Source organism: Granulicatella sp. 20925_1_28 (assembly GCF_041433575.1).
GTDB lineage: Bacteria > Bacillota > Bacilli > Lactobacillales > Aerococcaceae > Granulicatella.
Genome location: NZ_JAPWBS010000009.1, coordinates 14,135 through 37,511, shown reverse-complemented (window position 1 = coordinate 37,511; position 23,377 = coordinate 14,135). Strand labels below are relative to the sequence as shown.

Annotated in this window: 22 protein-coding genes and 1 other annotated feature; of the genes, 20 read left to right on the top strand and 2 right to left on the bottom strand. The window is 40.6% G+C overall.

Translation table 11 applies throughout. The features are described 5' to 3' along the window. Window positions 1–340: 340 nt before the first annotated feature. Window positions 341–2,866: an ATP-binding cassette domain-containing protein gene (locus O3793_RS05820; RefSeq protein ID WP_371446242.1), complete on the bottom strand. Its 2,526-nt coding sequence runs from the start codon at window positions 2,864–2,866 to the stop codon at window positions 341–343. A gap of 161 nt (window positions 2,867–3,027) precedes the next feature. Here O3793_RS05820 and O3793_RS05815 point away from each other — a divergent pair, with 161 nt between their 5' ends. The 18 genes from O3793_RS05815 (at window position 3,028) to O3793_RS05730 (ending at window position 19,910) form a co-directional block, all read left to right on the top strand. After that, window positions 3,028–3,435 (top strand): cytidine deaminase, encoded by a 408-nt coding sequence (locus tag O3793_RS05815; protein WP_082161731.1) that lies wholly within the window; start codon window positions 3,028–3,030, stop codon window positions 3,433–3,435. Window positions 3,436–4,090: 655 nt separating this feature from the next. Then, a complete protein-coding gene (locus O3793_RS05810) occupies window positions 4,091–4,777 on the top strand; it encodes a helix-turn-helix domain-containing protein (RefSeq protein WP_371446241.1) in 687 nt (228 codons plus the stop codon). A 2-nt stretch (window positions 4,778–4,779) separates the two neighbouring features. After that, a complete protein-coding gene (locus O3793_RS05805; protein ID WP_371446240.1) occupies window positions 4,780–6,195 on the top strand; it encodes a Y-family DNA polymerase in 1,416 nt (471 codons plus the stop codon). Then, a complete protein-coding gene (locus O3793_RS05800) occupies window positions 6,192–6,545 on the top strand; it encodes a hypothetical protein (protein WP_371446257.1) in 354 nt (117 codons plus the stop codon). Before O3793_RS05805 ends, O3793_RS05800 begins: the two co-directional genes overlap by 4 nt. A 30-nt stretch (window positions 6,546–6,575) precedes the next feature. Then, the gene (locus tag O3793_RS05795; protein WP_371446239.1) at window positions 6,576–6,881 is read left to right on the top strand and encodes a type II toxin-antitoxin system RelB/DinJ family antitoxin; all 306 of its coding nucleotides are present in this window, start codon (window positions 6,576–6,578) and stop codon (window positions 6,879–6,881) included. Between the two features lie 112 nt (window positions 6,882–6,993). Next, window positions 6,994–7,069 (top strand) — a sequence feature (ribosomal protein L21 leader region). Between the two features lie 15 nt (window positions 7,070–7,084). Further along, a complete protein-coding gene (rplU, locus tag O3793_RS05790; RefSeq protein ID WP_005607264.1) occupies window positions 7,085–7,393 on the top strand; it encodes a 50S ribosomal protein L21 in 309 nt (102 codons plus the stop codon). A gap of 5 nt (window positions 7,394–7,398) precedes the next feature. After that, window positions 7,399–7,731, top strand: a complete 333-nt coding sequence (locus tag O3793_RS05785) for a ribosomal-processing cysteine protease Prp (RefSeq protein ID WP_048713159.1) — start codon at window positions 7,399–7,401, stop codon at window positions 7,729–7,731. A gap of 22 nt (window positions 7,732–7,753) precedes the next feature. Continuing rightward, window positions 7,754–8,044 carry a 50S ribosomal protein L27 gene (gene rpmA / locus O3793_RS05780; RefSeq protein WP_048713162.1) on the top strand — a complete coding sequence of 97 codons (291 nt, stop codon included), beginning with the start codon at window positions 7,754–7,756 and terminating at the stop codon, window positions 8,042–8,044. A gap of 361 nt (window positions 8,045–8,405) precedes the next feature. Continuing rightward, the gene (locus O3793_RS05775) at window positions 8,406–9,374 is read left to right on the top strand and encodes a class I SAM-dependent methyltransferase (protein WP_371446238.1); all 969 of its coding nucleotides are present in this window, start codon (window positions 8,406–8,408) and stop codon (window positions 9,372–9,374) included. Window positions 9,375–9,427: 53 nt separating this feature from the next. Next, window positions 9,428–10,615 (top strand): acetate/propionate family kinase, encoded by a 1,188-nt coding sequence (locus O3793_RS05770; protein ID WP_371446237.1) that lies wholly within the window; start codon window positions 9,428–9,430, stop codon window positions 10,613–10,615. A 366-nt stretch (window positions 10,616–10,981) separates the two neighbouring features. Next, window positions 10,982–11,377 (top strand): DUF1310 family protein, encoded by a 396-nt coding sequence (locus O3793_RS05765; RefSeq protein WP_371446236.1) that lies wholly within the window; start codon window positions 10,982–10,984, stop codon window positions 11,375–11,377. 295 nt (window positions 11,378–11,672) lie between these two features. Then, complete coding sequence (locus O3793_RS05760) at window positions 11,673–13,535, top strand: right-handed parallel beta-helix repeat-containing protein (protein ID WP_371446235.1); 1,863 nt, start codon at window positions 11,673–11,675, stop codon at window positions 13,533–13,535. A 229-nt stretch (window positions 13,536–13,764) separates the two neighbouring features. Beyond that, complete coding sequence (locus O3793_RS05755) at window positions 13,765–14,133, top strand: helix-turn-helix domain-containing protein (protein ID WP_048712132.1); 369 nt, start codon at window positions 13,765–13,767, stop codon at window positions 14,131–14,133. Next, window positions 14,126–16,255, top strand: a complete 2,130-nt coding sequence (locus tag O3793_RS05750) for a heavy metal translocating P-type ATPase (RefSeq protein WP_371446234.1) — start codon at window positions 14,126–14,128, stop codon at window positions 16,253–16,255. The genes O3793_RS05755 and O3793_RS05750 overlap by 8 nt, the downstream gene beginning before the upstream one ends. Before the next feature lie 182 nt (window positions 16,256–16,437). Beyond that, window positions 16,438–17,328, top strand: a complete 891-nt coding sequence (gene rsgA, locus O3793_RS05745; protein WP_371446233.1) for a ribosome small subunit-dependent GTPase A — start codon at window positions 16,438–16,440, stop codon at window positions 17,326–17,328. Between the two features lie 16 nt (window positions 17,329–17,344). After that, window positions 17,345–17,992, top strand: a complete 648-nt coding sequence (gene rpe / locus O3793_RS05740) for a ribulose-phosphate 3-epimerase (RefSeq protein WP_371446232.1) — start codon at window positions 17,345–17,347, stop codon at window positions 17,990–17,992. 11 nt (window positions 17,993–18,003) lie between these two features. Beyond that, window positions 18,004–18,675: a thiamine diphosphokinase gene (locus tag O3793_RS05735; protein ID WP_371446231.1), complete on the top strand. Its 672-nt coding sequence runs from the start codon at window positions 18,004–18,006 to the stop codon at window positions 18,673–18,675. 497 nt (window positions 18,676–19,172) lie between these two features. Next, window positions 19,173–19,910: a lysostaphin resistance A-like protein gene (locus O3793_RS05730; protein WP_371446230.1), complete on the top strand. Its 738-nt coding sequence runs from the start codon at window positions 19,173–19,175 to the stop codon at window positions 19,908–19,910. Between the two features lie 449 nt (window positions 19,911–20,359). On the opposite strand, the gene rpmB is transcribed toward O3793_RS05730, so the two are convergent. Further along, entirely contained in the window at window positions 20,360–20,548 is a 189-nt protein-coding gene (rpmB, locus tag O3793_RS05725) for a 50S ribosomal protein L28 (protein ID WP_048713558.1), read from the bottom strand. A gap of 247 nt (window positions 20,549–20,795) precedes the next feature. On the opposite strand from rpmB, the gene O3793_RS05720 reads away from it, so the two are divergent. Together O3793_RS05720 and O3793_RS05715 are read left to right on the top strand one after the other, a co-directional pair. Continuing rightward, window positions 20,796–21,158: an Asp23/Gls24 family envelope stress response protein gene (locus tag O3793_RS05720; RefSeq protein WP_048783475.1), complete on the top strand. Its 363-nt coding sequence runs from the start codon at window positions 20,796–20,798 to the stop codon at window positions 21,156–21,158. A 37-nt stretch (window positions 21,159–21,195) separates the two neighbouring features. After that, on the top strand, window positions 21,196–22,881 hold the full coding sequence (locus tag O3793_RS05715) for a DAK2 domain-containing protein (protein WP_371446229.1): 1,686 nt from the start codon (window positions 21,196–21,198) through the stop codon (window positions 22,879–22,881). The last annotated feature ends 496 nt before the right edge of the window (window positions 22,882–23,377 follow it).

Below are 23,377 nucleotides of genomic sequence, written 5' to 3'. Positions count from 1 at the left end.
TCTCCAGGTTCCCAAGCTTCAAACAGCTGCTAGGAAATAAATTTCTTAGCAGCTGTAATTCACATTGGGTATTTGTCCTTACAAATACCACTATATAATCTGAAGATGTTTTTTCGTTCCACTGGACAAGTTTAAAATTAAATTCTGTCCTTACGCTAGACTTGGTGCTAATACAATTGGTTGTGTGAAGCGAAGTTGTCTTTTGCTTTTTTATGGCTAGGGGTGCTGGGGATGGCTTTCTGAAATTAACATATATGTTAATTAACAAATATGTTAATTGAGGCAATGAAAAAGGTGGGTAAAGGCCTGGGCCTTTATCCACCTTTTCAAATTTGAATGGTTATTCGCTGCGGAGCGATTCGACTGGGTCTTTCTTCGCGGCGATACGTGAAGGGATGAGACCGGCTAACATGGTTAATACAATGGAGATACCGATGAGGATAAGCGCGGCTTCCCATGGTAATTGCGCCACATTTTCCACGTTTGTCATTTTCGCAACGACGGCATTGATTGGAATTGTCGCAAGGAGCGTAATGGCAATACCGAGCACTCCGGAGATAAATCCTTCGATGGCTGTTTCGGCCGTGAAGATGCGACGGATGTCTTTCTTCGAAGCCCCCATTGCACGTAGGATTCCGATTTCTTTTGTACGTTCGAGAACTGAGATGTACGTGATAATCGCAATCATAATCGATGATACGATGAGCGAGATGGCTACGAAACCAACGAGTACGGTTGTAATCACGCCCACCATTGTCGTAATCGAAGACATGATGGTTTGAATATCGTCGGAGTAGGCGAGCACTTTGTCGTCTTCGCCGGCATCTTTTTTCGCCGTGTTATAGGCGTTGATGAAGTCCTTCAACTCTTGTTTTTGTTGGAACGAAGAGGTGTAGAACTCGATGGCAGCCGGTTTGGATTTGTCGATGACACCCAGTTTTGCGAGGTTTTCCTCGTAAGTGGCAGCCGAGTTTTCGTTGTATTGTTGGATGTATTGCGCTTGTTGTTCAGGCGTCAATTTGACCAACTGGATTTTTTCTTCTTCGGTTAAATCAGCCGAATTGAATGGTTTTGGATCTTTGGCAAATGCTTTTCCAGTAAATACATTGATGGTCGGGTTGGCTTCCTGCTCTTTTACGATGTCACTGTTTTGAATTTGCTCAGAAGTGTAATCGATAAGGGCGCTTGTATAAGCCACACCGCCAGAAGGAGAGTTCACACCAGAACTTGTGCCTTCTTTTTGACGAAGAACGCCGACGATTGTAAGCTCGAGGCCATTCTCGATTTGCGTCTTCATGTAGGCTTCGTCGTCAATTTTATTCATCCATTGGTTGTTTTCTTTCACGAAACGGTTCGTGTTCACAACGGCTTTGAATGTTTTCCCGATGAAATCACTATATTGATACGTTTGTGATTTGAGTTCGTCGAGTTTCTTTGCATCGTTTAATTCGCTAGGGTCTTTGATGCGTAAGCTATAAAGGAGCAGGTCACTGATTTGGTTATCTTCATCCACGATAAGGACGATTTCAGATTTATCCTTTGGAAGGCGACCTTCTAGCACATCATATTGCGCATTCAGCATCTCCTCGTCGCTTGAAAGTTGGCTCCAATAGTCGATATTTTGCAAGTAGCCTTTAATCGTTTGGTTCGTCGTGTCGACTTCGCTTGCTATGTTCGACGGAAGAATGCTCTTTGGACCGCCCGATGTGTCGCTAGCGTAAATATAGGGTTGCAGGTTGTATTGGTAACGAATGTCTTTTGTCAGTTTTGCGACTTCAGAAGCGTGTTCGTCCAAGTAAGTCTTGAAGGACGCGATGTCGTTTTTCCCGATTTGTTTTTTCAATAAATTCGTCAACACCGTATTGACACCGAGTTCGTTGTTGTCTTTATAAGGCTTATCGCTTAAATCCGGAGAAGTCGCTAGCAGATTGCTTTGGTTCTGCTCGCTAATCGTCAGAGGAAGAGAGACGAGGGTGTCTTCTTGCACCTTCTTCACGTAGTCGCTCACACCGTTCGAGAGGGCCAGGATAAGGGCAATCCCGATAATCCCGATAGAACCGGCAAACGCAGTCAGGAAGGTACGGCCTTTCTTCGTCAATAGGTTATTAAACGAAAGGGCTAGAGCCGTCATAAAGCTCATCTTCGTCTTCGTGAACTGAATGTCGCCTTGTTTGGCTTCTTCGGTTGGGTCGTATGGATTAGAGTCGCTCAAGATGTTTCCATCTAATACTTGTACGATACGAGTGGAGTACGTCTTTGCCAGCTCTGGGTTATGTGTCACCATGATGACCAGACGTTCCTTAGCGATGTCTTTTAATAAATCCATGATTTGAACAGAAGTCTCAGAATCGAGCGCTCCTGTAGGTTCGTCGGCTAAAACGACTTTTGGATCATTGACAAGGGCACGCGCAATCGCAATCCGTTGCATTTGTCCTCCAGACATCTGATTTGGTTTCTTATATAAATGGTCTTTCAACCCAACGCGTTCGAGCGCTTCGATAGCACGTTTCTTGCGTTCCGCTTTAGAAACACCAGAGAGCGTCATCGCAATCTCGACGTTTGAGAGTGCCGTTTGGTGGCCGATAAGGTTGTACGATTGGAAGACGAATCCGATGGTGTGGTTTCTGTAGCTATCCCAATCGCGGTCTTTAAATTGCTTTGTTGATTTTCCTTGGATGAGTAAATCACCCGATGTGTATTGGTCGAGTCCACCGATGATATTTAAGAGGGTGGTTTTCCCTGAACCCGATTGCCCGAGAATCGAGACGAACTCATTTTCACGGAAGCGAATCGAGATATCTTTCAGCGCGTGAAACTCTTGATTTCCCGTATGATACACTTTTGAAATATGTTGTAGCTGTAGCATCGTTTAGCTCCTTTCATCATTGAGCCTAGTGTACCATAGTTGAAGGGGTTGAGCATAGGACTCGAGTCGGAATTTTAGTAAAAAATTGGCAGGGAGAAATGTTGAAACTCCCTATAAAATCTGTATAATAGGAATACAACACAAAAAAAGGAGTACAACCCATGACAACAATTGATAAAGTGGCTCTAATGGAGCAAGCGAAAGAAGTTTTAAAGAATGCTTACTGTCCGTATTCAAAATTCCCTGTAGGAGCTGCGGTTTTATATAAAGATGGCCGTGTGATTACGGGAGCGAATATTGAAAATGTATCGTTTGGGGTAACCAACTGTGCAGAACGTAGCGCGATTTTCTACGGAGCTTCACAAGGCTATCGTAAAGGCGATATTTTAGCGATTGCCGTTGCGGGGGAAACAGAAGGATTCTTACCACCATGTAACATTTGTCGTCAAGTGATGGTTGAGTTCTGCGGACCAGATACTCCTGTATTCTTATTGAATGGAAAAGGCGAAATTCTAGAATTACGTCTAGAGGAATTAGTGCCTTATTCATTTGTTAGCTTAGAAATGTAATTTGATTTTAGAAGAAATGAAGCATCCAGTCGTTGCTTCGTTTCTTTTTTTGTCCAAAAAAATTGAAAAATAAATTCGACGGGAGTTGTTGGATCTATTCCGAAAACTGAATTTTTAGAATATAATCGCCTGAATTTCTAGTGATTGAATGATATAAAAGTTATTCAGCAGATTGCTTGAACAGCGATTAGAAATTCGGATGCAGAATCCATTTGTAATGGGATCTCCTACACAGTGAGAAGTACATTTATACAAAATTTGTTGGTTTTCCGAAGTGTTGGAATGAGTTCTTTGTATAAAATTTTCTCGCGCCATTTTTGCATGAAAAAAAGTAAAATGTAGCATATATGCTACACTTCAAAAAAATAAGACCGAAGAATCCAGAGGATGCCATAATGGCAGTAATGGGAGATGGCAACCAATGTGAATTACTGACTCTAGGGAATTCCCGTAGAGTCAGTTTGAAGCTTGGTAGAGCTTGAGACTTTGGCTCAAGCCGGTGCCCTATTACAGCTTTTATGGCCAAATCCGATAGGATTTGAAGGTGTCATTTTTTTAATTGGATTGGCGACCAGTCTTTCTGCTTGCAAGTGGGGAGGGACTGTTTTATACTGAAGTCAACCAAATAGGTTTACACATTTGCAGGAGGTGTACGATGTATCAACCAGAGAAATTAAAAGAGAGAAGAGTGGCGCAAGGACTCACGCAACAAGAGCTCGCTAATGCACTGGGTGTCTCTAAGCAGGCTTATTCTGCATGGGAACGTGGAGTGAAGGTGCCAGCTTCGGATAAGGTAGAACAGCTGGAGAAGCTTCTATCTGTGCCAAAGGGATATTTTACAGAAATAGAAATTGTACGATTATACCATACGCTCACGCCACCCAACCAAGAGAAGGCGGTGCGCTATGTCCGTACGCTCGCAACCGAGGAACAAACGCCAAAAGTGGTGCCGATGAAGAAGAAACTGGTCGCGTATCATGTGTACGAGAAGATGTCGGCCGGAATTGGGGCGACGATTTACAACGACCGAGACTACGATACGGTTTACTATGATGAAGAGTTGGCGCATGATTTTGCGTCATGGGTATCGGGGGACTCAATGGAACCACGCTACCATAATGGATCAGTGGCGCTTATTCGTGAGACGGGATTCGATTATGATGGGGCGGTCTATGCGGTGGTATGGAACGGACAGACGTTTATTAAGCGCGTGTACCGTGAAAGGGATGGGTTGCGTTTAGTATCATTTAACCCAGACTATGCGGACTTATTTGCTCCGTATGAGGAAGAACCACGAGTGGTAGGAATGATTGTTGGAAACTTTATGCCGTTGGAGGGATAAAGATGGGCTGCTTTGACTATTCGAAGGAACCGAGAAGCGACATTGCCTTTGTGGATATGAAGTCCTTTTACGCGAGTGTGGAATGTGTGGCTAGAGGTCTGCATCCGTTGAAGACGTCGCTATGTGTGATGAGTCGTGCGGATAATTCGGCAGGCTTGATTTTAGCGTCCTCCCCAACGTTTAAGAAGGTCTTCGGGAAATCCAATGTCGGTCGTGCGTATGAATTACCCTTTGATGTCAAAACACGCAAGTTTAGTTATGCCAATGCGCGCCGGCAAGGAATCGAAGTGACGCCGCAGTATGTGCGGTTTATAGAAAGTTGGGCGAAGGTGACCTATATCGTGCCACCTCGGATGGACGAGTATATTAAGGTGAACATGCAGATTCAACGCGTGTTTCAAAACTTCGGTGGGCCAGAGGATATTTTTCCGTATTCGATTGATGAAGGGTTTGTTGATTTAACGTCGTCGCTGAATTATTTTGTGCCGGATGATGCGTTCTCTAGACGGGAAAAGCTCGACCGGGTGTCTGCGGATATTCAACGGGCGATTTGGAAGGAGACGGGGATTTACTCGACGGTTGGCATGTCGAATGCGAATCCGCTTTTGGCCAAATTAGCGCTCGATAATGAGGCGAAGAAGATTCCGCATATGCGAGCGAACTGGTCGTACGAAGATGTCGAAGAGAAGGTCTGGGGAATTCCAGAGATGACCGATTTCTGGGGGATTGGTTCGCGAATGGAGAAGCGACTGAACGCACTAGGGATTTATTCGATTCGCGAATTGGCAAATGCGAACCCCGACCGATTGAAACAAGCGCTTGGCGTCGTAGGCTTGGATTTATGGTTTCACGCGAATGGCATCGATGAAAGTAATGTGCATGTGCCGTACCGTCCGAAATCAAGAGGACTCGGGAATTCGCAGGTGCTTCCGCGCAACTATGTTCGCCAGCGAGATATTGAAATCGTGCTACGCGAGATGGCGGAGCAGGTGGCGATTCGAATGCGCAGAATTAAGAAGAAGGCGACAGTTGTTTCGATTCATGTGGGCTACTCGAAGGACGAAGGCTTGTCGTCGATACAGGCACAGCGCAAAATTGACCCGACGAATCGCACTTCGGTGTTATCGGAAGTGGTGTTGGAACTCTTTCGTAAGAAATACAAAGGAGGTGCGGTGCGTAATGTGGCGGTGCGGTATTCCGGATTTGTCGAAGAAAGCTTTGGACTCATTTCACTATTCGAAGATATTGAAGCAGTTGAGAAAGAAGAAAGGCTCCAGACGGCGATTGATACGGTCCGCGACCAATACGGATTCACCTCGCTTTTAAAAGGAAACGCGCTGGAAGGCGGTTCGCGCGTGATGGCTAGAAGTAAGTTAGTCGGAGGACATTCCGCTGGAGGATTAGACGGTTTGAAATAATGGAAAGAGCGTATTTGCCGTATCGCTCGGCAAGAGAGCACAAGGATCGCGGCATGGCGAAGTGGATGGGATTTTTCCTATCTGAACATACGACGTCCCTAAAGGATGAAAAGAAACGCGCTGACCAGACGAGCATGCTGACGATGGAAGAAAAATGGATGTTGCTATCGCAATTGTATGTAGGGAAATTGCAAGCCAGTATTACGGTACCGTATCGGATGATGCGACAAACGCTCATTGGCGAAGTGAGTGAATTATACGAGAGTGAAATCTCGCTGAAGACAGAAGAAGGCTACCGCCGCATTGCAGTGGAAGAAATTCTGCAGATTCAGTTGGTAGAAGGCGAATGAATATGGTGCTAGAGTAATCGAGGTGAAACTATGGCGAAGATGAAAACTACAAGTGTGCACGTAAGAATAAAAGAAGATACCAAAAAACAAGCAGAAGCAATTTTAGGAGAATTGGGAATTTCGAGAGCGGTGGCGATAGAAATGTTTTATAGACAAATTATCCTAAACAAAGGAATTCCTTTTGAAGTAGCCATCCCAAATGCATCAAGGTCACGTGAAGAACTGACAAAAGAAGAATTTGACAAGATGATGAAAGTAGCTATTAAGCAAGTAGAAGAAGGCCAAACAACACCGGTAGAAGAAGTTTTTGAGGAACTGTATCAAGGTGTAGAATAACCACTCAAAACACTGTTTGAGAGTGTCTAATGATTGAACGTCTCCCGTTATTCACTAGAGTTGACGGGGGCGTTCTTTTTTGCTAAAATAGTCGTGTTGTAATTGTGAAGCACCACAGCTACAACCGCTCGGATTAGAGTACAAAAGACCGGAATCGGCACTTTAAACTGGCGAGTCTTAGTCTAAAATATAGGAGGTGCAATATGTACGCAATCGTAAAAACTGGTGGAAAACAAGTTAAAGTTGAAGTTGGTCAAGCAATCTACGTTGAAAAATTAAACGCAGAAGCTGGCGACAAAGTAACTTTCGAAGAAGTAGTATTTGTAGGTGGAGATGACGTTAAAGTTGGTGCTCCATTCGTAGCAGGTGCAACTGTTGAAGGAACTGTTGAAAAACAAGGCCGTCAAAAGAAAGTTGTAACTTTCAAATACAAACGTCGTAAAGACTCACACCGTAAACAAGGTCACCGTCAACCTTATACAAAAGTTGTTATTGACGCAATCAACGCTTAATCACGATGATTCAAGTGACTGTACACAAGAAGAACCAACGTATCGTTTCCTTTGAAATGACTGGTCATGCAAACTTTAGTGAACATGGTTCGGATATCGTTTGCGCAGGGGTATCGGCTTTAGCCATTACAACTGTGAACAGCATTGAGAAGTTAGCAGGATACCAACCGATTGTCGAAGTCGACGAGGTTGAGGGTGGTTACTTATATATGGAAGTTGTAGAAGACTTGACGAAAGAGCAAGAACATACAACTCAAATTTTATTAAATAGTCTATTACTAGGGTTAGAAGATATTCAATCGGAATATCAAGACTTTCTAGCTGTAACTGTTGCATAATCAATCAAGGAGGTGCACAACTATGTTAAAAGTGAATTTACAATTATTCGCCCATAAAAAAGGGGGCGGTTCTACATCAAACGGACGTGATTCACAAGCGAAACGTCTAGGTGCTAAACGTGCTGACGGACAATTCGTTTCAGGTGGTTCAATTTTATACCGTCAACGTGGAACAAAAATCCATCCAGGTGAAAACGTAGGTAGAGGTGGAGACGATACTTTATTTGCTAAAGTAGACGGAATTGTACGTTTCGAACGTAAAGGCCGTGACAAAAAACAAGTATCTGTATATCCAGTAATCGCTGCTGAATAATATTGAGTAGGATGTGACATTCAGTCACATCCTTTTTTTTAGGAAATTTGAGCAAGCTTAAAAACTACTACGAACTTTTCAGATGTCTCTATAATTGCTATACTAGCTGTATCGGAGGAAGCCTTGCGTCTTCCTTCCTCTCAAGCTTCAAAGGGACTCTAGGAAATGAATTTCCAGAGTCAGTCATTCACATTGAGTACAATCGCTAGTATTGCTATTATAGAATCTGAACGTTCTGCGTAGTTTTGTTAGCAAAAAATGCGAATGAATCTATTTCATATCATTCAAAGCTCAAAGACTCTTAAAAATAGAAGGAGGGATTCTTATCGAAGCAGGTAAAGAAATCAAAGCGTTCGAAGAATTGGCAAAAGCTGTAGAGGTGCTTCAACAAGAAATCGGTTATTCGAATGTAGAGGCGCTTGGTGAGACGTTACAAAATATTGTAAACAATAACACTGCGCAACAAGTCGAAGGATTGCCAAGTAACGAAGTCGCTGAAAAATTAAACAAAGCGTATCAACAATTAGATTTAACAAGCTATTCGAGTGAAGAGATTCGCCGTATGATTCAATTCACGTTCTTGAAAGCCGCTAAAGAAGATGGCTTGCAAATGAACCATCAAATGACGCCAGATGCCATCGGATTACTCGTGGCGTATATGATCGACCAAATGACAAAGAAAGACGAACCGTTGCAGATTGCGGACTTTGCTGCAGGAAGTGGGAACTTACTCAGCACGATTCTATTATTCTTACAATCTGCTGGTAAAACTGCGAGTGCAACAGCTATCGATAATGATGAAGTGCTTGTGCATTTAGCCTTACAAGCATTCGCCTTAGAGCAATTGGATGTGAAGACTTCCTTACAAGATGGCCTGCAAGATTCACTCGTGGATCCGCAAGACTTCGTGGTCAGTGATTTACCAGTTGGTTACTATCCAGTAGATGCAAATGCCGCTCGTTTTGAAACGAAAAACGACGAAGGCCATTCATTCGCGCATCACTTACTCATCGAGCAACAAGTGCGTTACTTGAAAGAGGCAGGAGTTGGATTCTTTATCGTTCCAACGAACCTTTTTGATACACCTGAAGGAGAGAAGTTACTTTCTTATTTACAAAAAGAAACATACGTGCAAGCCATGCTCGCATTTCCACGCAATCTCTTCAAAGATGTGCAATTTAGCAAGTCGCTTTTAATCGTTCAAAAACGTGGAAAAGGCGCAAAACAAGTGAGTCAAGTGCTCCTTGGAGATATCCCAGAATTTAAGAACAGAGAAAAATTCAGAAAATTCACTCTAACATTCGAAAAATGGGTACAAGAAATGTTATAATAAGTCTGTTAGACCCACTAATGGGCTTAATTTGAAATTAAAGGAGAATGTGCATGTCAAAATCAATCGCGATTAATGCAGGAAGTTCAAGCTTGAAGTTCCAATTATTTAATATGCCACAAGAAGAAGTAGTGGCTAAAGGTTTAGTAGAACGTATTGGATTAGGTGATTCAATCTTCTCAATCAGCTATGGAGACGACCAAAAATTTGAAGTGGTAGAAGATATTCCAAACCACGAAGTTGCGGTAGAAAAATTATTAGAACAATTAGTAGCTCTAAATATTATTTCTTCATTCGACGAAATCACTGGTGTTGGTCACCGTGTCGTTGCTGGTGGAGAATTATTCAAAGATTCAGCTTTAGTTGATGACACTGTTATCCAACAAGTTGAAGACTTAGCAGAATTTGCACCATTACACAACAAAGCTGAAGCGGTAGGAATGCGCGCATTCAAACACATCTTACCAGACATTACAAGTGTTGCTGTATTCGATACTTCATTCCATACAACAATGCCTAAGAAAGCTTACTTATACAGCATTCCAATGGAATACTACAAAAACTTCAAAGCTCGTAAATACGGAGCTCACGGAACAAGCCACCGCTACGTTTCACGCCGTGCTGCTGAATTATTAGGTAAACCAGTTGAAGAATTAAAAATCATCACTTGCCACTTAGGTAACGGTGCTTCAATCACTGCGGTTGATGGCGGTAAATCTGTAGATACTTCTATGGGATTCACTCCATTAGCAGGGGTTACAATGGGTACTCGTTCTGGTGATATCGATGCTTCATTAGTAGCATTCTTAATGAACAAATTAAACATTACAGACGTTAACGAAATGGTTGACATCTTAAATAAAAAATCAGGTCTTTTAGGTATTTCAGGCGTATCAAGCGACATGCGTGACGTTGAAGCTGCAAGTGCAACAAACGAAGATGCTAAAGTTGCAGTAGAAATCTTCGTTGACCGCGTTCAAAAATACATTGGACAATATGTTGCTGTTATGAATGGTGTGGACGCTATCGTCTTCACTGCTGGTATCGGTGAAAACTCTAAGACAATTCGTGCTCGTATCATCGACGGTTTAACTTGGTTCGGTTGCGATATCGATCCTGAGCGTAACGATACTCGTTCAGAAGCAATCATTTCTTCTGAAGGTGCGAAAGTGACTGTATTAAACATCCCAACTAACGAAGAAGTTGAAATCGCGCGAGACATCGAACGTTTACGCAAATAATAATACAAGAACCGAAGGTTCCGTCCTTAAAAGAAATTACAAATTCCTGCGGGATATTTTATAGTGGTTAGCTGAAAGGCATCGGCTCGAGCCTGTAGTCTCTCACCTACCAAATTCAAAGGCTCTCTTGGCGATAAATCGCTGAGAGAGCCTATTTCATTTTGGTTGCTATTTCTTACAGCTACCACTATAAACCCGCAGGATTCTCCATTTCTTTTAAGAACGAAATGTGCTTATGATTGCGTAAATCCTTCTCAGTTAAATACGAGACAAGTGCTTTGGGATGTGGGGGGATTTTTTCAGGTAGAGTATCTAACCAAAGTCGTGATATACTATAAAAAATGCTGGTTAGAAAGTGGGAGTCTAATGAACATCATAAGAAAAATAATAAAGGGATTTGTTGCTCTATTAATTCTTATTGGTTTAGGGTTAGGTGGAATAAAAATCATGCAACAAGTTCAGTATAATGAAATGGTCAGCACGGTCAAAAGTGAAGAAGTGAAAAATATTATTGAACATAATTTAAAGCTAAGACATGAAGGTGCTTTAGAGAATGGTGATGTCATTCAATCCTATCAAATCGATGTTGATTCTATTGAACATAGTCCAATGGGAGGAATCATCTTTAAAGTGTACATTAATAATGATGAACAGTTATACGTTCATTTCTTAATAAATAAAGACTTAAATAGTGGTCAATTAGTTAACGAGGGTGGTGGGACTTCTCAGAAATTCAGAGAATTGATTACCGCTGATAAGTAAGTTTTCATTTTTACAGCTGGAGCATTTGAAACCAAAAAGAGTATTATTCATCGTTATTGATGAGTGATGCTCTTTTTTATTCGTAAATGCGTTTTTAGGAAGAACTATTGAAAAAATCGAAAGTTTATAGATTTCTTTCTTGTTTGTGAGGAATAAGAATATTCATGGAAAGAAAATTGGGCATACTTTTGAAAATTTTTTAAAGGCGGGGAAGGATTTCTAAAAAGGGGTTTGGAATTTTCCATAAAAAGCAATTCGAGCTTCAAAGTCCATTCTTAAAATAGAAGTGTGAAGAATGAATCGAATGGAGATGAAAATCATGATGATTTCAAACGGAAAAAAGAAATTCTTACTAGCGGCTGCGCTTGTTGGGCTTAGTGCTGTGGCGCTCGCACCTACAAATGTGGTAAATGCGGATGAGATTTACTACGAAAATCAATATGGAGCGAATCAAAACTATCTTCGCTATGAAGCGGTGGACGGTCAGTTGAAGGATGCGGAAATCGTCAATAACCGTACATTTGATGAATTGGCGTATGAAGCTTCCGATAATTCATATGTGAAAGTGGACAACGGCGGAAGTGTGACGTTCACGGCGAAGGAAGGCGCAGATGGGTTAACAATGCGCTATTCCATTAAAGATGGAGACAAAGGGGAAGTCAAGGTTTATGTGAATGGTGAGCCTATGCGCACTTTCCACTTGGATTCGAACTCTGCCTATCAATATGTGGATGGAAGTAATGTCTACGATACAAAGGCGACGGATCATAGTCATGCGCGCTTTAGTTTTGACGAAGTGCATGGATTCTTCGGAGTCCACGTGAATCCTGGAGACACAGTGACGATTGAAAATAATGGCGTTGAATTGGCGCTAGATTTTGTGGAGTTAGAAAATGTCCCTGCACCTATTCCTCAACCAGAAAATAGTATTTCAATCACAGATTCAGCGTATGGTGCAGAAGATGGACAAGATAGTACAGTTGCGTTTGAAAAAGCGCTAAAAGCAGCGATTGAACAAAAGAAAACTCTCTATATTCCAGTGGGAGAGTTCAAGATTAACAAAAAAATTGATTTTACTGCTGATGGCTTAACGGTTACAGGGGCAGGAATGTGGTATTCGAGATTGAATTTCACAACGAATGCAAAAGGTGGAGGCGGATTCGAGATTGGCCACGATTCAAATCGATTGACGTTTAGCAACTTTGCGATGACGTCAGCCTTAACGTCACGTTATGACCATTTAGATGATAAGGCTCAATACAAAGCCTTTGCGGGAAGTTTCGGTAAAGATTCAAGAATCGACCATATGTGGATTGAACACTTCGAATGTGGAGCTTGGATTGGCGACTATGCCTCAATAGGTATGAGATACACGGATCATTTGGTGATTGAAAATAGCCGTATCCGCAATAACTTAGCGGATGGGGTGAACTTTACGCAAGGAACTCGTAATTCTGTAGTGCGTAACTCGAATATCCGTAACAATGGGGATGACTCTCTAGCAACCTTCTCAAGTAGTATTCACACGAATGTATATGCGGAGAATAATTCATTTGAACATAATACGATTGAACTTGGTTGGAGAGCTGGTGGTGTTGGTATCTTCGGCGGGAAAAATCATAAAGTAACGAATAACTTGATTAAAGATAGCCGTGGTGGCGCTGGAATTCGTGTGTCAACGGTCTTTGCGAATGAAGGCTTTGGACTCGGGTTTGATGATAATAACGAGATTTTAATTAAGGATAACATGATTGTAAATTCAGGGACGACGAATGATTTCTATTGGCCTCATTCAAAACCTCGTAGTAACATTGACTTTGAAGAAACATTTGGACATATTAAAGGCATTACGGTTCAAAACAATGTATTTGTGAACCCGGTATATACGGATGAGGCGATTACGCATGCCGGTGTGGAATTAGATGGAAAAGTTAAAATCATTGATTCGAACGTTCAAGGAAATACTTCTTTGGATCCTTATAAAGTAGATGCAAGCATGAGCCATTCTGTTGAAAACGGAAAAGAAGTGTACAACTTTACGTACGGTGATCAACCAACTTTCCTTCCAGAAAACAGCACGGCGTTTGAGCGTGACTACAACTATCGTGGCGAACGCGAAGTGGATGGACATATTATTCGTCTGTGGGAACATAAATAAATATTGAAGAAAAAAGCATTGCTGGCTTTCCGGGACTGACCCCAAAAAGTGAGAATTTAATAAAAAGACACCTCCATGTGGATTTGATTATATTGTGCCAAATCCAACTTGGAGGTGTTTTTATTTAGTTCTCATTTACGGGGGGCAGTGCCAAAAAACACTTGACTTAATTAATGAAAAGTGTCATACTATGTTCAAGCGAATGCTTGAATGATATTGAGGTGAGAATATGATTAACAAAGATACTTGTGAAATTTATTGTTATGACGAAGAAAAGGTCAATCGAATACAAGGTAATTTACAGACAGTAGATATTTCTAGTGTTGCCCAAATGTTAAAAGCTATTGCAGATAAAAATAGAGCAAAAATTACCTATGCATTGTGTCAAGATGACGAACTGTGTGTGTGTGATATTGCAAATATTATAGGTGTTACGGTTGCAAATGCCTCTCATCACCTGCGAACGCTCCATAAGCAAGGGATTGTTAAGTTTCGAAAAGAGGGAAAACTTGCATTTTATTCATTAGATGATGAGCATATCAGACAAATTATGATGAGTGCATTGGCACTTAAGAAAGAGGTGAAGATCAATGTCTAGTGGGAAAGCAAAACAGTTCGAAGAAGAAATGAAAGCCTATCGTGTTCAAGGATTTACTTGTACTAACTGTGCAGCCATTTTTGAAAATAATGTTAAAGAACTTCCCGGTGTTCAGGATGCGAAAGTAAATTTCGGAGCATCTAAAGTTTATGTTAAAGGGACGACAACCATTGAAGAATTAGAAAAAGCAGGAGCATTTGAAAATTTAAAAATTCGAGATGAAAAAGAACAAAGGGTAGAAGGAGAACCTTTTTGGAAGCAGAAAGAAAACATTAAGGTATATATATCAGCTCTTTTACTTGTAGTTAGCTGGTTCTTAGGAGAGCAGTATGGTGAAGAGCATGTTCTACCGACAATTGGTTATGCAGCGTCCATTTTAATCGGTGGATATTCGTTATTTATTAAAGGTCTCAAAAATTTAAGCAGATTAAATTTCGATATGAATACGCTTATGACTATTGCCATTATAGGAGCTGCAATTATTGGTGAATGGGGTGAAGGGGCAACCGTTGTTATCCTATTTGCGATTAGTGAAGCATTAGAGCGTTATTCAATGGATAAAGCACGTCAATCTATTGAATCTTTAATGGATATTGCCCCAAAAGAAGCGTTAATTCGACGAGGCAATGAAGAAATGATGATTCATGTTGATGAGATTCAAGTTGGAGACATCATGATAGTTAAGCCCGGGCAAAAGTTAGCAATGGATGGAATAGTGGTTAAAGGTACATCGACATTAAATCAGGCTGCGATTACAGGTGAAAGCGTTCCAGTAACGAAAATCACAAATGATGAAGTATTTGCAGGAACCTTGAATGAAGAAGGGTTACTTGAGGTTAAAGTAACAAAACGAGTTGAAGATACCACTCTTTCAAAAATCATTCACTTGGTAGAAGAAGCCCAAGCAGAACGGGCCCCCTCTCAAGCGTTTGTCGAGAAATTTGCAAAATACTATACACCAGCTATTGTCATACTAGCTCTTTTAATTGCAGTAGTTCCACCATTATTTGGCGGAGACTGGAGCCAATGGATTTATCAAGGATTAGCTGTATTAGTGGTTGGTTGTCCTTGTGCCTTAGTAGTCTCAACTCCAGTTGCTGTGGTTACAGCAATAGGAAATGCAGCGAAAAATGGTGTATTAATTAAAGGTGGTATCCATTTAGAAGCAGCAGGACACTTAAAAGCGATAGCCTTTGATAAAACAGGAACATTAACCAAAGGGATTCCAGCTGTAACAGACATTGTGACATATGGTAGAAATGAAAATGAATTAATAACCATAACATCAGCCATTGAAAAAGGATCGCAGCACCCTCTTGCTTCAGCGATTATGCGAAAAGCAGAAGAAAATGGATTAAAATTCAATGAAGTAACAGTAGAGGATTTTCAATCCATTACAGGTAAAGGCGTTAAAGCCAAAATAAATAATGAAATGTATTATGTGGGAAGTCAAAATCTTTTTGAGGAATTACACGGAAGCATTTCAAGCGATAAAAAAGAAAAAATTGCCGATATGCAAACTCAAGGTAAAACGGTGATGGTGTTAGGAACAGAAAAAGAAATTCTTTCGTTTATTGCCGTAGCCGATGAAATGAGGGAATCGTCTAAAGAAGTTATCGGCAAGTTGAACAATATGGAAATCGAAACAGTGATGCTAACAGGCGATAACCAAAGAACGGCAACAGCCATCGGAAAACAAGTTGGTGTTTCGGATATTAAAGCTGACTTACTTCCAGAAGATAAGCTTAATTTTATTAAAGAACTTCGAGAAAAACATCAAAGTGTGGGGATGGTCGGAGATGGCGTGAATGATGCTCCAGCCCTTGCGGCATCTACCGTTGGTGTAGCAATGGGTGGTGCTGGAACTGATACAGCTTTAGAAACGGCTGACATCGCCTTAATGTCTGATGATTTGAGTAAATTGCCATATACAATAAAATTAAGTCGTAAGGCTTTAGCAATCATCAAGCAAAACATTACCTTCTCTTTGGCGATTAAATTAGTGGCATTACTTTTGGTCATGCCCGGTTGGTTAACACTTTGGATAGCGATATTTGCTGATATGGGAGCAACTTTACTTGTAACATTAAACAGTTTACGCTTATTGAAAATCAAAGAATAGGTTCTAAAATGGTTGTACTGACCCCAAAAAGTTAGACAGAAAATCTAACTTTTGGGGTGTTTTTATTTAATTCTCATTTACGGGGATCAATGCCTTTCAGTAATGCTTTTTTTCTTCAAGTCATTTGTCATGCGTTCTCGTTCGCTATATAATAAGTATATCTTTACTTTGAAGGAGTACATATGACTCAAGGAATTATTATTAAAGCGTTGAGCGGATTCTACTATATTGAATCGGATGGAGTGATCTATCAAACTCGTGCGCGCGGAGTTTTCCGCAAACGAGGCCAATCGCCACTTGTTGGGGATGTGGTGGAGTTCGAGAGTAGTAACTTGCAAGAAGGAACGCTAACGAAAATCTTGCCGCGAAAGAATGCCATCGTTCGTCCGCCTGTTGCCAATGTGGATGTCGGGATTATCGTGATGTCGGCTGTTGAACCAGAATTTTCGACGCATCTAGTGGACCGCTTCCTTGTCTACTTAGAAGGCTTGAATGTGAAACCAGTCATCATGATTACGAAGACTGATTTGCTGGACGTGGCAGGGATGTCTCGCCTCGTGGACATTAAGGCACGTTATGAGAAAATCGGCTATCCGGTTTATTCTGGACAGGAAGTCATGAAGGACAAGGCGCCACTTTTAGAAAGCCTACGTGGTGAGAAGGTCATCTTCTTAGGGCAGTCAGGGGTTGGGAAATCGACCTTGCTGAACGAGATGATTCCAGATTTAAACCAAGAAACGGGAGAGATTTCGAATGCATTAGGGCGTGGGCGTCATACGACTCGTCACGTATCGCTTCATGAAATCGAAGGCGTGTGGATTGCGGATACTCCGGGATTCAGTACGGTTGATTTTATGGAGATTGAAAAAGAAGACTTACCGCATTTATTCCCTGAGTTTGTCGAAGTAGAGCATGAATGTAAATTTAGAGAGTGTTCGCACCAACATGAGCCAAACTGTGCTGTGATTGCCGGAGTGGAATCAGGGGACATTTGGCAAGAGCGATACGACCATTATTTGAATTTCTATGAAGAACTGGACCAAAGAAAACCAGTCTATAAACGAAAAAAGTAGATAGAGGAGACAGAACATGAAAGTAGCACCATCAATTTTAAGCGCAAATTTTGCAACACTAGGAGAAGACGTTAAGAAAGTCGAAAAATTAGGAGCAGACTGGATTCATATCGATGCGATGGACGGACAATTCGTTCCAAACCTAACATTAGGACCAAACATCGTTGAAGGATTACGTCCGGTAACTGATTTAGTATTAGATTGCCATTTAATGGTACAAAACCCAGAACGTTTCATTCCACAATTCGCAAAAGCAGGAGCAGACTACATCTCTGTTCACGTGGAAGCAACGCCACATATCCACCGCGCGCTTCAAGCGATTAAAGCAGAAGGCGGCGTAAAAGCCGGTGTCGTCATCAACCCAGGAACACCAGTGAGTGCCATTTCAGCAGTCTTAAGCGAAGTGGACTTAGTATTAGTGATGACAGTGAACCCAGGATTCGGCGGTCAATCATTCATTCCAGAAACATTGGATAAAGTACGCGAATTAGTCGCATTGCGCCAAGAAAAAGGCTACCACTACTTAATCGAAGTGGATGGCGGAGTGAACGGCGAAACAGCGAAACTTTGCGCTGCAGCAGGGGTAGACGTTGCCGTTGCCGGTTCATATGTATACTACGCAGACGATATCAAAGCTGCGATCGATTCAATTAAAGAAGCATAAGAGGGACGAAGATGGAAGTTGTGATTATCTTGGGAGGACCTAACACCAAAGAGAACATCAAGGAGCTCTTAGAAAATCGGTACGGTAAAGCCTATGAAGACTTCCGCTTTGTCGGCGTCGATGGTGGTGCTCTTCGGTTATTAGATCAACACCTTCCCATGGAAGTAGCGATTGGGGACTTTGATTCTGTCACAAAAGAACAGCGCGACTTGATTCATGAAGCAGCGGGCACTGTTGTCCAGCTCCCTTCTGAAAAAGACGATACTGATTTTGAGGCAGCCTTGTTATGGGTGAAGGAGCATTACAAAGAGACGCCGATTCATGTACTCGGTTCTTTTGGCGGGCGAGTAGACCACGCGATTAGTACCTTATGGACGATGATGCGACCAGACTTAGCACCGCTCATTCCGTATGTGGTGTTTGAGGATGCAACGAATGTCGTGAATTTCATCCAGCCAGGCACCTACACGATTGAAAAGATGGACTTTACAAAGTACCTTTCCTTTATTAGTATGACTCCTGTGGAAAATGTCACCCTCGTCGATGTTAAATACACGCTCGATTCCAAAAGCTACGCATACCCAGTGGCACTTGTTAGCAATGAGTTTACAGGGGACAAAATGACCATTTCCTTTACAAAAGGACTCATCTTAGTAGCCCAAACCCGAGATCATTGGAGATAAAACAAACATCGCACAATTTCGTGCGATGTTTTTTCTTTTTCACAATGTTAGTTGAAATCCCGAAATTCACTTATAAGTGAATTTTGGAATTTTTTCGTTCGCTGTTGTTTTCAAAGAGAGGCACTCTATATTTCTTACAGCTAAGCCTTTTTCGGAAGTTACAAATCCAACAAAATTCAGAATTTACAAATGATGTAAATAAATTTCATTTTATTGAGAAGCCTTCAAAGTGCTACCTTATAGCCTTTTCACAAACTCCATTTTTTTGAAATAAAACTCAAAAAAGGCACTTTTATCTCACCTCTGAGCCGCGCCACACTGAATGTGTAGTTTTGTTGGTAAAAGCATAAAAAATCTTGTAACAAATGTATAATGAAAAACCTTGATTGTAAGGCTTTTTGCATTTTTGTGATAGAATATGGTTAGTTTTAAAGCGAGAGTAACTAAGAAGCAGAAAAAAATATTAGATATAAATTAATCAAGATAAGGATGATAAAATGACAGAAATTGATAAAAAGAATTTAAAAAATTATCTTTGTTATACATTTGGAATTACTTATATAGCTTGGGGACTTCTTTCCGTATTAACACAATCTGATATTTTGGGGTTAGAAACGTTTATAGGGAGAATATTACATATAGTGGGTGCACTTGGACCAGCTATTGCAAGTGGATTATATTTGAAAAGTAAAAATGTAAAATTTATACATTTTTTATTTAATAAGAGAGATAATAGTAGTATTTATTTCATTATTCATATGTTAGCAATTTTGATACTATTTTCTGTATCTTCCTTAGAATTAAATGGAGTATCAATTTATTTGATGCCACTATTCTTTATACAAATGATTTTTTTTGGTGGTGGTCATGAAGAATTAGGATGGAGAGGAATATTACAACCGTTACTTGATAAAAAATATACTTATTGGCAATCTAATTTGATTGTAGGATCAATCTGGGGAATTTGGCATCTACCTTTATGGTTTATAGTTGGAGAAAGTCATCAAGGATTTCCTTTTATTTTATTTTTTATATATACATTATTTTTAAGTTTTGTTTTAGGGCTTCTTTACCGTCAAACGAAATCTGTGTGGTACTGTATATTATTTCATGCGTTCGCAAATTTGTTAAATCTCTATTTTGTTTTAAAAATTAATGTTACTTTTATTATCATTTTTATTGGTTATTTAATTTATACTATATGGGCTAGTAATAGAATTAGTAAGGAAAAGTAATTTTAATTTTAGATTACCAGATACCCATGGTCCCTTGGTTTCCTGGCATTAATCTCAGATAAAGGAGCACCTGTTTAAAGCAGATAAAAAACTTAGGCGATCCCCAAGCTCTTTTTATAAAGAGAAGGCTTAAAACAATTGCTTATAAATCATAAAGCATGAAAAGCTGCTTGAGGAGGATAGCGGTCATTGTAATGGAGAAGTAACCAATGTGAATTACCAAGGTTTAGCGACTTGTCGCTTAGCCTTGGTTTGAAGCTTGGTAGGCGAGGAGACCATAGGCTCCTGCCGGTACCATTACAATGATGTCCGCTATCCAAAACGTCAAGCAGCTTGGAATGCGAGTAGTATTCATTAGCTATTGTTTTTAAGCCTTCGGCTTATTTATTTTTAGAAAAACAAAAAGAGCTTAGGGATATCGCCTAAGCTCTTTTTAATAGTGCTCTGTATTAAACACGTTCTACTTTACCTGATTTTAATGCACGAGTTGAAACCCATACTTTTTTAGGCTTGCCATCGATTAAAACGCGAACTTTTTGTAAGTTTGGTTTCCAAGTACGACGGTTAGCGTTCATAGCGTGAGAACGAGTGTTACCTGTTTCAGCACGACGTCCAGTGAAATAACATACTTTAGCCATTGTTATTCTCCTCCTTTATTTAATTCATTATCAGCTGATATAATTTTGAACTAAATCATATACCTAAATAATTTAGCATAGTTGACCATAGATTGCAAGCATGCTGGTCAATGAGTTTTCTAGAGGGTTAAAAATTGTTAAAAGGCTAGGTAAACCGCTTGGAATATGATATTATAGTATAGAAATAATGTGTCAATCTGTCTAAAAAATAGACAGACACCTTTATACATTTAAGGGAGGTATTTGTATGACAGTAAAAATTCAAACAGAAAATGGACAAATTGAACTTAGCAATGAAGTGATTGCAACGGTTGTAGGTGGTGCCGCTACAGATAACTATGGTGTTGTTGGTATGGCAAGCCGCAATCAAATCCGCGACAACTTTAATGAAATCTTGAAGAAAGAAAACTTCACTCGTGGAGTTGTGATTCGTCAAGAAGACGATGGTGTTGCAGTGGATGTCTACATTATTGTAGGTTATGGTACAAAAATTTCTGCGATTTGTAGAAACGTACAAGAACAAGTGAAATATAACTTAGAAACAATGTTAGGATTTGCTGCAAAAACAGTGAATGTCTATGTTCAAGGAGTTAAAATCATCGAAGCGTAATGCTTGTTGATTCTAGTCAGGAGGAAGTAAGAATAATATGGCAACTATGAAAACTATTACGGCTCAAGATTTCCGCGCGATGGTGGAAATCGGTGAAATGCGTTTATCTGAAAATGCAGAATTCGTAAACTCATTAAACGTATTCCCAGTACCAGATGGAGACACAGGGACAAACATGATGCTCTCATTCAAATCTGGGGCGGAACGTGTTGCAAACTCTACAGCAACAACTGTAGGCGATTTAGCACAAGATTTAGCAAAAGGATTATTAATGGGTGCTCGTGGGAACTCAGGGGTTATCTTATCTCAATTATTCCGTGGTTTCTCTAAAGCCGTTGTCGGTAAAGAAGAAATCACTGGTGAAGAATTAGCGCAAGCATTTACGAACGGTGTGGAAACTGCTTATAAAGCGGTTATGAAACCTGTAGAAGGTACAATCCTTACTGTTGCTCGTGAATCAGCTAAACGTGGTGTTCGCAAACTAGAAACTTCAAACGACATCATCGAAGTAATGGGATCTGTTTTACGTGGTGCTGAAAAAGCATTAGCGAAAACTCCAGATTTATTACCAGTATTAAAAGAAGTTGGCGTAGTGGATTCAGGTGGTCAAGGTCTTGTATTCATTTACAACGGATTCTTCGAAGCATTAACAGGGGAAGCAGTTCCTGTACATGCATTAGAAAGCAATAAAATCGATTTAACTTCAGTGGCTCACCACGAAGCAGGCGTTGACTATGAACACGTATCAACAGGCGACATCAAATTCGGTTACTGTACTGAAATCATGGTGAAAATCGGTGAAGGCGAAACTGTCGTAGATACATTTGACTATGATACTTTCCGTAACTACTTAAACGAACTTGGAGATTCTTTACTAGTTGTAGCGGACGATGAAATCATCAAAGTACACGTGCATACAGAACGTCCAGGGGAAGTCATGAACTACGGACAACGCTTCGGTTCATTAATGAAAGTGAAAGTAGACAACATGCGCTTGCAACACGAAGAAGTGTTAAAAACTGACTACTCAGCAAAAGTAAAAGAAGCAGCTCAAAAACAAAAAGCTGAATACGGAATCGTAGCGGTTGCTGCAGGTGAAGGAATTCAAGAATTATTCAAGAGCATGGGTGTAACGACAATCATCAACGGTGGTCAAACAATGAACCCAAGTACAGAAGATATTCTTCAAGCGGTAAAAGAAGCGCATGCTGAAAAAGTTATCGTATTACCAAACAACAAAAACATTCAAATGGCTGCAAACCAAGCGGCTGAAGTATCAGAAGATGCTGCAGTTGCTGTCGTTGCAACTCGTACGATTTCAGAAGGGTTAGCTTCATTATTAGCCTTCAATCCAGAAGCAAGCTTAGAAGAGAACCAAGCTGCAATGAGCGAACAAATGGCTCTTGTATCAAGTGGTCAAATTACAAATGCTGTTCGTGATACAAACATTGATGGCGTTGAAATCAAAACAGACGACTTCATGGGGATTGTAGATGGCAAGATTTTAGTAAGTATTGCGGACCGTAAGGAAGCAACTCTTGCGACGATTGATAAAATGATCAACGACGATTCAGAGATCCTAACAATCATCTATGGCGAAGACGCAGACGCAAGAGAAGTGGACGAAATCACTGAAGCTGTAGAAGCGAAATACCCTGATGTAGAGGTTGAAGTCCATGAAGGAAACCAACCAGTATACACTTACTTATTATCTGTAGAATAATAAAAAGAAAATTAAAAAGAGTACTAATATCCTTCCGGATATTCTCTATAGTCATCATTAAAGCTGTAACGGGACAAGCCTTGGTCTTGTCCCTTTCGAGCCTCAAACAGATGCTAAGAAATAAATTTCTAAGCATCTGTAATTCGCATCGAATACTAGTCGCTATGATGATGACTATAGAATCCGGTTAGGATATTTTTGTACTCTTTTTTTTACATAAGTAAATGTATATGGTGGCCGGGACACCACACCAGGAGAATTGCGCTTAGTGTGAAGTCGAATCTTTTCGGATTACTTTGAATCCTTGCGGATTTATCCATAAAAACTATAATGGGGCACCGGTTCGAGCCGAAGTCTCTCACCTTTAAAGCCTCAAAGAGGGCGTAGGGAATGAAATTCCTTACGCCCTCTTATTCGTTTTAATGCGATTCCCCATTACAGTTATTATGGAATCCGCAGTATTCTTCGTAATCCTCCAGGATTTCTATTCAACAAT